At 68.9% G+C, this 10,663-nt stretch carries 9 protein-coding genes and 2 tRNA genes; 4 read left to right on the top strand and 7 right to left on the bottom strand.

Annotated elements, in window-relative coordinates; all coding sequences use genetic code 11:
- The 5 genes from clpX to IH13_RS0117055 form a co-directional block, all read right to left on the bottom strand.
- A partial coding sequence (gene clpX, locus IH13_RS37720; protein ID WP_031085349.1) for an ATP-dependent Clp protease ATP-binding subunit ClpX occupies window positions 1-1,288 on the bottom strand: 1,288 nt, incomplete at its 3' end.
- A gap of 156 nt (window positions 1,289-1,444) precedes the next feature.
- Entirely contained in the window at window positions 1,445-2,128 is a 684-nt protein-coding gene (locus tag IH13_RS0117070; protein WP_031085344.1) for an ATP-dependent Clp protease proteolytic subunit, read from the bottom strand.
- Between the two features lie 87 nt (window positions 2,129-2,215).
- Entirely contained in the window at window positions 2,216-2,821 is a 606-nt protein-coding gene (locus tag IH13_RS0117065) for an ATP-dependent Clp protease proteolytic subunit (RefSeq protein WP_031085339.1), read from the bottom strand.
- A gap of 279 nt (window positions 2,822-3,100) precedes the next feature.
- Window positions 3,101-4,495: a trigger factor gene (gene tig, locus IH13_RS0117060; RefSeq protein ID WP_031085335.1), complete on the bottom strand. Its 1,395-nt coding sequence runs from the start codon at window positions 4,493-4,495 to the stop codon at window positions 3,101-3,103.
- Window positions 4,496-4,658: 163 nt separating this feature from the next.
- A tRNA-Pro gene (locus tag IH13_RS0117055) sits at window positions 4,659-4,735 on the bottom strand.
- A 156-nt stretch (window positions 4,736-4,891) separates the two neighbouring features.
- On the opposite strand from IH13_RS0117055, the gene IH13_RS0117050 reads away from it, so the two are divergent.
- Window positions 4,892-4,965 (top strand) — tRNA-Gly (locus IH13_RS0117050).
- Between the two features lie 121 nt (window positions 4,966-5,086).
- Here IH13_RS0117050 and IH13_RS0117045 read toward each other — a convergent pair.
- Complete coding sequence (locus IH13_RS0117045) at window positions 5,087-5,281, bottom strand: hypothetical protein (protein ID WP_037841548.1); 195 nt, start codon at window positions 5,279-5,281, stop codon at window positions 5,087-5,089.
- Window positions 5,282-5,816: 535 nt separating this feature from the next.
- On the opposite strand from IH13_RS0117045, the gene IH13_RS0117040 reads away from it, so the two are divergent.
- Together IH13_RS0117040 and IH13_RS0117035 are read left to right on the top strand one after the other, a co-directional pair.
- A complete protein-coding gene (locus IH13_RS0117040) occupies window positions 5,817-6,986 on the top strand; it encodes an acyltransferase family protein (protein WP_031085331.1) in 1,170 nt (389 codons plus the stop codon).
- Window positions 6,987-7,543: 557 nt separating this feature from the next.
- Window positions 7,544-8,722 carry a cation:proton antiporter gene (locus tag IH13_RS0117035; RefSeq protein ID WP_031085329.1) on the top strand — a complete coding sequence of 393 codons (1,179 nt, stop codon included), beginning with the start codon at window positions 7,544-7,546 and terminating at the stop codon, window positions 8,720-8,722.
- Between the two features lie 148 nt (window positions 8,723-8,870).
- Here the strand turns inward: IH13_RS0117035 and IH13_RS0117030 are convergent, their stop codons facing one another.
- The gene (locus IH13_RS0117030) at window positions 8,871-10,016 is read right to left on the bottom strand and encodes a PP2C family protein-serine/threonine phosphatase (protein ID WP_031085325.1); all 1,146 of its coding nucleotides are present in this window, start codon (window positions 10,014-10,016) and stop codon (window positions 8,871-8,873) included.
- Between the two features lie 104 nt (window positions 10,017-10,120).
- On the opposite strand from IH13_RS0117030, the gene IH13_RS0117025 reads away from it, so the two are divergent.
- Window positions 10,121-10,663: GNAT family N-acetyltransferase (locus IH13_RS0117025; protein ID WP_031085324.1), on the top strand; the 543-nt coding region annotated here is incomplete at its 3' end.

Here is a 10,663-nt window from a genome sequence, read left to right as displayed (position 1 = left end):
TCTCGTGGCGGCCGCCGTCGTTCTTGCCGATCGTGCGCGGCTCGCGCGGGACCAGCGTCGGGTTGACGTTGTCACGGACGACGTCCGGGGTGATGACGACGCGGGCCACGTCCTTGCGGGACGGGACTTCGTACATCACGGACTGGAGGACTTCCTCCATGATGGCGCGCAGACCGCGCGCGCCCGTCTGGCGCAGGATCGCCTGGTCGGCGATGGCCTCCAGCGCCTCGCGCTCGAAGTCCAGCTCCACGCCGTCGAGTTCGAACAGGCGCTGGTACTGCTTCACCAGGGCGTTGCGCGGCTCTACCAGGATCTGGAGCAGCGCCTCGCGGTCCAGGTTGTGCACCGAGGTCAGTACGGGCAGACGGCCGATGAACTCGGGGATCATCCCGAACTTCACCAGGTCCTCCGGCATGACCTCCTGGAACTGGTCGCTCGCCTGGATCTCCCGCTTGGAGCGGATCGTCGCGCCGAAGCCGATGCCCTTGGCGCCGGCCCGCGACTCGATGATCTTCTCCAGACCGGAGAACGCGCCGCCCACGATGAACAGGACGTTCGTCGTGTCGATCTGGATGAACTCCTGGTGCGGGTGCTTCCGTCCGCCCTGCGGCGGTACGGAGGCGGTGGTTCCCTCCAGGATCTTCAGCAGGGCCTGCTGGACGCCCTCCCCGGAGACATCGCGGGTGATCGACGGGTTCTCGCTCTTGCGGGCGACCTTGTCGATCTCGTCGATGTAGATGATCCCGGTCTCGGCCTTCTTGACGTCGTAGTCCGCGGCCTGGATCAGCTTCAGCAGGATGTTCTCGACGTCCTCGCCGACATAGCCGGCCTCCGTCAGCGCCGTCGCGTCGGCGATGGCGAACGGGACGTTGAGCATGCGGGCCAGCGTCTGCGCGAGGAGCGTCTTGCCGGAGCCCGTGGGGCCCAGCAGCAGGATGTTGGACTTGGCGAGCTCGATCGCGTCCTCGCGATTCGCGCCGCCGCCGTTCTCCCCGGCCTGGACCCGCTTGTAGTGGTTGTACACAGCGACCGAGAGGGCCTTCTTCGCGGGCTCCTGCCCGACGACGTACCCCTCGAGGAACTCGTAGATCTCGCGCGGCTTGGGGAGTTCCTCCCACCGCACCTCGGAGCTCTCGGCGAGCTCCTCCTCGATGATCTCGTTGCAGAGATCGATGCACTCGTCGCAGATGTACACACCGGGTCCCGCGATGAGCTTCTTCACCTGCTTCTGGCTCTTTCCGCAGAACGAGCACTTGAGCAGGTCGCCGCCATCACCGATGCGTGCCACGAGGTGCTTCCCCTTCGCCTGGGAGCAGCCTGGTTCAGCGGCTCCTGGTGCCTCTATCCGACGGTACCTTGCCTGGCCCCCCGTTCGGGCCCCCCTTGGCACGGTTCACACGGCCGGGGCCGTGCTACCGGAACGTGCCAAGGGGAAAGACCGACGTCAGACGGAAGCGCCTGCGGTGGTCTTGCGGGTGGACACGATCTGGTCGACCAGACCGTATTCGAGTGCGTCGTCCGCGGTGAGGATCTTGTCGCGCTCGATGTCCTCGCGGATCTTCTCCAGCGAGGTGGTGGAGTGCTTGGCCAGCATCTCCTCCAGCTGGGTCCGCATCCGCAGGATCTCGTTGGCCGCGATCTCCAGGTCGGAGAGCTGCTCACGGCCGGTCTGCGAGGACGGCTGGTGGATGAGGACCCGCGCGTGCGGCAGGGCCATGCGCTTGCCCGGGGTGCCGGCGGCCAGCAGGACGGCGGCGGCGGAGGCGGCCTGGCCCATGCAGACCGTCTGGATGTCCGGCTTCACGAACTGCATCGTGTCGTAGATCGCGGTGAGCGCGGTGAACGAGCCGCCGGGGCTGTTGATGTAGATCGAGATGTCGCGGTCCGGGTCCATCGACTCCAGGCACAGCAGCTGCGCCATGACGTCGTTGGCCGAGGCGTCGTCGATCTGGACCCCGAGGAAGATCACGCGCTCCTCGAAGAGCTTCGCGTACGGGTCGTACTCACGCACACCCTGCGAGGTGCGCTCCACGAAGCGCGGGACGACGTAGCGGTTGTCCACCTGCGGGCCGGTGTAGAGGCCGCTCGCGGAGGCGCCGGAGAGGTTGTTCATGTGGGTGTTCACCATCCTGGTGGCGTTCGTGTGGGCTGGGGTCTCGGCGTACGAGAGGCGTACGAGGGGGTGCGGTGCGGTGCCGGTCCGGGTGGGCCCGGATCAGGCGCCGGTGCCGCCGCCGCCCGGGATGCCCGACGCGAACGTGATGATCTCGTCGATGAGGCCGTAGTCCTTGGCCTCCTCGGCGGTGTACCACCGGTCGCGGTCGCCGTCACGGATGATCGTCTCCACGGTCTGGCCGGAGTGGTGGGCGGTGATCTCCGCCATCCGCCGCTTGGTGCGCAGGAGGTACTCGGCCTGGATCTTGATGTCCGAGGCGGTACCGCCGATGCCGGCCGAACCCTGGTGCATGAGGATGTCGGTGTTGGGGAGCGCGTAGCGCTTGCCCGTCGTACCGCCGGTGAGCAGGAACTGGCCCATCGAGGCCGCCATGCCCATACCGATGGTGACCACGTCGTTCGGGATGTACTGCATGGTGTCGTAGACCGCCATGCCGGCCGTCACCGAACCGCCGGGGCTGTTGATGTAGAGGTAGATGTCCTTGTCCGGGTCGGCGGCAAGGAGCAGAAGCTGCGCGGTGATCTTGTTGGCGATGTCATCGTCGACCTGCTGACCGAGGAAGATGATGCGCTCGCCCAGCAGTCGGCTGTAGACCTGGTCACCGAGTCCGCCACCGAGGGACGGCTCTCCGGCGGCGAGGGGCATCAGATTCGTCACGTATCCACCTGCTCGTCTCTGACGGCTCCGGCCGTCTCAGCGTCTTCGTACCGGTGGGCCGGGACTACCCGACCCTTCCTCTTCATGGACCCTAACGCGCAGGTGGGACAGAGCCATCCCGCTTCCCCAACTGTTCGCTGGGAGCGCAAGGTCAGCAGCGGGCACAAGGGTTCCGGGGGCCTGGGGCCCGTACGACGGCGGGCCCCGGACGTGGTGCGTCCGGGGCGCGGTTCGGCTTCCGACCGGGCGTGCCGGTCAGGACGTGCCTCAGGCCTCGTTCTTCTCGTCGGCCTTCTCGTCGGCGTTCTCGGTGGACGCCTCGTCGGACGCCGCCTCGGTGGCCTCGTCCTCCTCGTCCTCGAGGTCGACGACCTCGCCGTTGGTGTCGACGACCTTGGCGGCCTCGACGACGACGGCGAGCGCCTTGCCGCGGGCGACCTCACCCACGAGCATCGGCACCTGGCCGCCTTCGACGACGGCCTGGGCGAACTGGTCGGGGCTCATGCCGGAGGAGGCCGCACGCCGCATGAGGTGCTCGGTGAGCTCCTCCTGGTTGACGTTCAGCTTCTCCTTGTTGACGAGCTCGTCCAGGATGAACTGGGTCTTGATGCCCTTGACGGCCTGCTCGGACGTCTCGGCCTCGAACTCCTCGAGCGTCTTGCCCTGGATCTCCAGGTACTTGTCGAGGGTCAGGCCCATCTGGCCGAGCTGGTGGTGCTCCAGGTTGTGCTTGCGGGTCTGGACCTCGTCCGCGAGGAGCTTCTCGGGGATCGGGACCTCGGCCAGCTTCAGCAGCTCGTCCAGGACGCGCTCCTGGGCCTGGGTGGCCTGGTCGTACTGCTTGGTGTTCTCAAGGCGCTTGCGGCTGTCCTCGCGGAGCTCGGCCAGCGTGTCGAACTCGCTCGCCATCTGCGCGAAGTCGTCGTCCAGCTCGGGCAGTTCGCGGGAGGCGACGGCGGTGACCTTGACGGTGACCTCGGCCTGCTTGCCCTCGGCGGAGCCGCCCTTCAGCTCGGAGGTGAAGGTGGCCTCGCCACCGGCCTCCAGGCCGGTCACGGCCTCGTCGATGCCGTCGAGGAGCTCGCCGGAACCGATGGTGTACGAGACACCGGCGGCCACGCCGTCCTCCAGGACCTCACCGTCGACCTTGGCCTCCAGGTCGATCGTCACGACGTCGCCGTCGGCGGCGGCGCGCTCGACCGGGTTGGTGGAGGCGAAGCGCTCACGGAGCTGCTCCACGGCCTTGTCGACGTCCTCGTCGCTGACCTCGAGGGCGTCCACGGTGACCTCGATGCCGGAGTAGTCCGGGATCTCGATCTCGGGGCGGACGTCCACCTCGGCGGTGAAGGCCAGCAGCTCGCCGTCCTTCAGCTCCGTGATGTCGACCTCGGGCTGGCCCAGGACGTTGAGCTCACCCTCGTTGACCGCCTCGGTGTAGAACTTCGGGAGGGCGTCGTTGACGGCCTCCTCCAGCACAGCACCACGGCCGAACCGCTGGTCGATGACCCGGGCGGGGATCTTGCCCTTACGGAAGCCCTTCACCGTGACCTGCTGGTTGATCTTCTTGTACGCCGCGTCGAGGCTGTCCTTGAGCTCCTCGAAGGGCACCTCGATGCTGAGCCGAACCCGAGTCGGGTTCAGGGTCTCCACGGCGCTCTTCACGGTTCGGTCTCCTTGGTGGCTGACTTCTTGGGGTTCTGCTGGGCCACCGAACGGCGGCTTCGCGGATCGAGCCCGGTACATCAGACACACGGGCACGCAATTTGCATAGTAACGGCAAGCGGGATGACTCCCACAACGCGATCCCGGCTGCGGATCTGGCTGGTGGTCGGGGTGGCCGGATTCGAACCGACGACCTTCCGCTCCCAAAGCGGACGCGCTACCAAGCTGCGCCACACCCCGTCGGTGCGACACGAAGGGTACATGGCCGCAAGCGGTGCGTCGGACGCTTTGCGGAGGGCCCGCCCGGAGCCGTGCCGGTACGGGTGTGCGCGCACCGGCCCCGACCCGCTACGATGCTTTCCGTGCCGCGGTCCCCGGACCTGCGGTGCGGTGTCTGCGGGCGTAGCTCAATGGTAGAGCCCTAGTCTTCCAAACTAGCTACGCGGGTTCGATTCCCGTCGCCCGCTCCAACGGCTCAGGGCCGGGTCGGAGGTTCGTCCTCCGACCCGGCCCTGATGCGTTCCGGGTCGCCTCACCCGCCGCCGCGCCAGCTCGACGGCGGTCCGGCCCGGGCCCCGCGGGCCCCGCGGGTCAGAAGCTGATCTGGTTGATGGTGTCGGCTATCGAGTCCATGAATCTGGTGATCGACGGCGCGATGCCCGTCGACGCCAGGAAGAAGCCGAAGAGCACGGCGACGACCGCCGGGCCGCCCTTGAGCGAGCCACCGCGGATGAGCACCACCAGGACGATTCCCAGCAGAAGCACCACAGACAGCGAAATGGCCACGACTGATCACACCCTCGGTCGGTCCGCCTTGCCGGCCGGGCGGCGTGCGGCCGAGCACACCCCCGTCGCGCCCATCGTGCCACCAACTCCCGTCGGCCCGCTGCGGGGTGACGCCCCGGACTGGTCGGAACGAGCCATCCTTGCGCCCGCGTGCGCCGGGGTGCGCACCGGCGCAGGACCGGGGCACGGGGGCTCGCCACGGAGGCACACCGCGGGTGTGCCACCGGTCGTCGACATTCCTGTGCATTCGCTGTGTACGAAGAGAGTCGAATATCGATCGATGCGATCGTTTCCATATCCCCACAGTTCGTTCACAGGGATTCTTCAGCAGCTTGTCAGGGGCTCGCCATAAAGCGATGCGGGGTAATTCTCTCCGCGCGATCCTGGTCAACTACAAGGCGGTATGCCCTGTTTAAGGTGGACCAATCACCTGATAGCGACCACGGCGCGTTGGTTTCATTTCCGACCGGGCGGGAACACGCGATACCTCCGAGGAGTTTTACCGCTGTCGATCGACGGGTCTAAGGTGCCTTAAATGTTCAGTGCTCCGAGCGCATTTCAGAGGGCCACCGTCCCGCCGGAAACCCGGGAGCCGGAGCCCAGATCCCCCCAGCCCTCGGCCGACGGCACGATCACGGCACCGGTCCGCGCCGAGGTGCCGGTGCCGGTGCCGGCACCGGCGCCGACAGCGGCCAAGCAACGCGACGCCTGGTTCGACAATGTGAAGTACCTCGCGATCGTGCTCGTCGCCGTGGCCCACTCCTGGGAGCCGGTGATGGACGGCAGCCGCGCCACGCGGGCGCTGTACATGGTCGTCTACGCGTTCCACATGCCCGCCTTCATCCTCATCTCCGGTTACTTCTCACGTTCGTTCGAGATGACCCCGGTCAAGGTGAAGCGGCTCGTGAGCACCGTCGTGGTGCCCTACATCCTGTTCGAGACGGCGTACTCGCTGTTCAGGCGGTACGCCGGCGGCTTCGGCGACACCCCCGTCAGCCTGCTCGACCCGCTGTACCTCACGTGGTTCCTGGTCGCCCTCTTCATCTGGCGGGTCACCACCCCGCTGTGGCGTTCCCTGCGCCACCCGCTGCCGATCGCCCTGGCCATCGGCCTGCTCGCCATGGTGACCCCGGGGATCGGCGACGACCTGGACCTGCAGCGCGTCCTGCGGTTCCTGCCGTTCTTCGTCCTCGGCCTCGTCATGAAGCCGAAGCACTTCGAGCTGATCAGGCGCCGTGAGGTGCGGATGCTGTCCGTGCCGATGTTCGTGGGCGCCGTGCTCTTCGCCTACTGGCTCGCCCCGCGCATGCAGCTCGGCTGGTTCTACAACAGCAGCAGCGCCCAGGAGCTGGAAGCGCCCTGGTGGTCGGGCGTCGTGATCTACCTGGTGATGTTCGTGTGCGCCCTGGTCCTCACGACCGGGTTCCTGGCGCTCACCCCGCGCCGCCGGATGTGGTTCACCGCGCTGGGCGCCGGGACGATCTGCGGGTACCTGCTGCACGGCTTCCTGGTGAAGGGCGCGGGGTACGCCGGGCTGTTCGACCGCTACACGTGGCTCTCGGATCCGGTCGGTCTGGTGGTCGTCACCCTCACCGCGGCGGCCGCGGTGACCCTGCTGTGCACCCCGCGGGTCCGCCGCGCGCTGCGTTTCGCCACCGAGCCGAACCTCGACCGGCTGTTCCGCAAGGAGCCCGCCGACCGCTAGCGGGGGGCGCCGGGCAGGGCGTCCGGATCACTCCGGTCGCCCCCCTCGCGCCAGCCGCCCCACTCCGGCGCCTCACCGGGTTGGCCGAATTCCGATGCCCTGGGGCCATTTCGCCCCCGGCAGCCCCAACACCCCGCGCACCTGCGCATACTTCGCCCTCAGCCGGGTACGGACCGCCGGTTCCGGCACCGCGAGCCGGGCCGGATCCGCATGGTGCGCCAGGTCCGCCTCCCCGCTCGACGACGCGCCCGGGGTGGCGAGAATCCGCCCGGTGCGGGGCGCGAAGGTCCTCGTCGTCCCGCTCGGTGACGGCGAGGACCATTTCCCTGATCCGCTCCGGCGGCGGCGCGCCACGTCGAGCCACCGCCGTGAGAGCGCGTCGTCCTCGACGGATTCGCGCGGCCAGGCACCGACGATCCGCCCCCTCGCCTCAAGACTTCGAAGGGTGCAGAGTTGCCTCGTCAATCGTTCGGTAAACTAATTACTGACGATTCCTTGACGCGCTCTTGACTGAACGAAGGATCAGGCTCATCGGACACGCAGACACGCTCATCGCCATGGGAGGCGCCTTCCTGGCCGCCGCCGTCCTCGCCCGCGTCGGCGGCCGTATCGGACTGCCGACCATTCCCCTGTTCATCCTGGCCGGGATCCTGCTCGGCCCGCACACCCCCGGGGTCGCCATCGTCGACGACCCCCACGAGCTGGAGATGCTCTCCGCGCTCGGACTGGTCCTGCTGCTCTTCTACCTGGGGCTGGAGTTCCATCTCGACGACCTCAAAGCAGGCGGCCGCAAGATGGTGCTCGCGGGCACCGTCTACCTCGTCCTCAACGTCGGCGCCGGACTCGGCTTCGGCTTCCTGCTGGGCTGGGGAACAGCCGAGGCGCTGGTCATGGCCGGTATCCTCGGCATCTCCTCCTCGGCCATCGTCACCAAGATCCTGGTCGACCTGAAACGCCTCGGGAGCCCGGAGACCAAGCCGATCCTCGGCATCATCGTGGTCGACGACATCTTCCTGGCCCTGTACCTCGCCGCCCTGCAGCCGATCCTGTCCCACTCCGACGGCCTCGCCGCGGCCCTGCGGGACGGCGGCAAAGCGTTCGGCTTCCTGATCCTGCTGGCCCTGGTCGCCCGGTTCGGCACCAAGGTCATCAGCAAGCTGATCAGCACCCGGGACGACGAGCTCCTGGTCATCTCCTTCCTCGGTGCCGCGGTCTTCGTCGCCGGCGTCTCCGACTGGTTCGGGGTCGCGGACGCGATCGGCGCCTTCATGGTGGGTCTGATGCTCGGCAGCACGACCTCCGGGGCCCGCATCATGAAGCTGGTCCACCCGCTGCGGGACGCCTTCGGCGCGATCTTCTTCTTCGCGTTCGGACTGTCCATCGACCCGGGCGACCTGCCGAGCGTGATGTGGCCGGTCCTGGCCGCCGTCGTCCTGACGGTGGCGATGAACGTGCTCTCCGGCATCTTCTCCGCGCGGGTGTACGGCTTCGGCGCGCTGGCCGCGTCGAACATCTCCACCACACTCATGGCCCGCGGGGAGTTCGCGCTCATCCTGGCCACCATGGCGGCCGGAGCCGGACTGGACGAACGGCTCTCCCCGTTCATCGCCGGTTACGTGCTCGTGCTCGCCGTCCTCTCCCCCCTCGCGGCCGGGCGCTCCCACTGGCTCGCCCGCCTGCTGCCCGGAGGACGTGCGGAAGAACGGGAGGAAGAGAAAGCGCCCGTGCCGGCCTGAGGGGTGTCCCGGGTGCGGTGCCCCCCGCCCGCACCCGGGTGCCCACTTTCGAGTGGGAAGTGGGCAGGGAGTTGACGTAAGGCCCCTTTGCCCCGTTTCAGGCGTAGGTGGGCTTCGGTGGGGGGCGGAACCCGGCGCAGGGCCTGTATCAGGCGCGGCGGGACAGCAGCAGCAGCGCGCGGTCGTCGTTGACGTCCTTGGCGCAGGCCTCGATGAGGTGCCAGGCGGCGCCCTCGAAGCCGGTGGCGACGTACCGGTCGGCCTCGCCCGTCAGCCGGTCGATGCCTTCGGACAGGTCCTGTTCGGAGGTCTCCACCAGGCCGTCCGTGAACAGCATCAGGACGTCACTGGGGGCCAGCGAGCCCTTGACCGCGTCGAACTCCGCGCCGTCGTACACCCCGAGGAGCGGGCCCTCGGCCGCCTTCTCCTCCCACCGGCCGCTGCCCGCGTGCAGTTGCAGCGCGGGGGGATGGCCGGCCGAGAGCAGTTCGTAGTCGCCCGAGTCGAGGTCCAGGACGAGGTGGATGGAGGTGGCGAACCCCTCGTCCCAGTCCTGGCGCAGCAGGTAGCCGTTGGCCGCGGGCAGGAAGCCGTGCGGTGGGAGCGATCCCAGGAGGCCGCCGAAGGCTCCGGACAGCAGCAGGGCGCGGGAGGCGGCGTCCATCCCCTTGCCGGAGACGTCGGTGAGCACGACTTCCAGCGTGCGGCCGCCGTTGGTGCGGGCCGCGACGACGAAGTCGCCCGAGAAGGACTGGCCGCCGGCCGGCCGCAGCGCCATCTCACGGTGCCAGCCCTGCGGCAGCCGCGGCAGGGCGCTCTGGACCCGGATGCGTTCGCGCAGGTCGAAGAGCATGGTGCCGCCGCGCCGCCACGGGACCCCGACCCTGGCTCTGAACTGGGCCAGGACCAGCCCGAAGAAGCCGCAGGCGGCGATCGTCAGGACCGTCCCCGGGGTGACCGCGGCCGGTTCCCTCAGATAGGGGCCGAGCCGGACCGACTCCACGATCAGCGCGGTGGCCGCGGCGGCGTAGAGGCCCAGCAGGCGGGCCGGCCGCAGCAGCAGGCCGCCGACGATGACCGGCAGCGCCAGCAGGGCCGGCGAGAACCACACCGGGTCGAGCAGGGTGGCGCAGGTGATGGCCGGGACGAGGAGCAGCAGGCCGGCCAGGGCTATCCAGTCGGCGCCGTCACCGCGGAAGTAGTCGACCCCGGACCGGCGCAGCGCGATGCGGGCCCGGTGCGCCGATTTCCGCCACCGGGCCGTATGCGTGTCTACTCCTCCGCGACGGGCCATTGTCGGGACCCTATCCATCCGGCGGCCTCCGGTGCAGGGGGACCCCGTGACAATAGGCCCGAACCGGTGTCGACCCCGCGAAGCGCCCCTGGTAAGCAAGGCTTATGGACACACAATTGCGGATTTCGTCCGAGGCCGACTGGGACGCCTGGCTGAGCTGCGTGGAGCTGGCGTTCGGAGGGGTCCCGCTGACGCCGGAGTTCCGCGAGATGCTCACCGTGCTGACCAGGCCGGACCGTTCGCTCGGTCATTGGGACGGCGCGGAGTGCGTGGGCACGGCGGGGGCGTACCCGTTCCGGGTGACCGTGCCGGGCGGCGCCGCGGTGCCGGCGGCCGGGGTGACGATGGTGAGCGTCGCCGCCACGCACCGCAGGCAGGGTCTGCTGACCTCGATGATGCGGCGTCAGCTGGAGGACGTCCGCTCCTGGGGCGAGCCGATCGCCGTGCTGACGGCTTCGGAACCGGCCATCTACGGGCGGTTCGGCTACGGCGCGGCCACCCAGGAGACCAAGCTGCGGATCGACACCTCGCAGGTGCGGCTCGCCCTGCCGCCGGGTACGGACGGGGTCCGGCTGCGGCGCGTGCCGCCGGCCGAGGCCCTCGACGCCTGCGAGGCGGTGTACGCGCGGCTGGCGCCCGAGCGGCCC

Origin of the sequence: Streptomyces sp. NRRL WC-3549, from assembly GCF_000721935.1 — a bacterium.
GTDB lineage: Bacteria > Actinomycetota > Actinomycetes > Streptomycetales > Streptomycetaceae > Streptomyces.
This window is presented reverse-complemented; position numbering and strand designations above follow the sequence as displayed.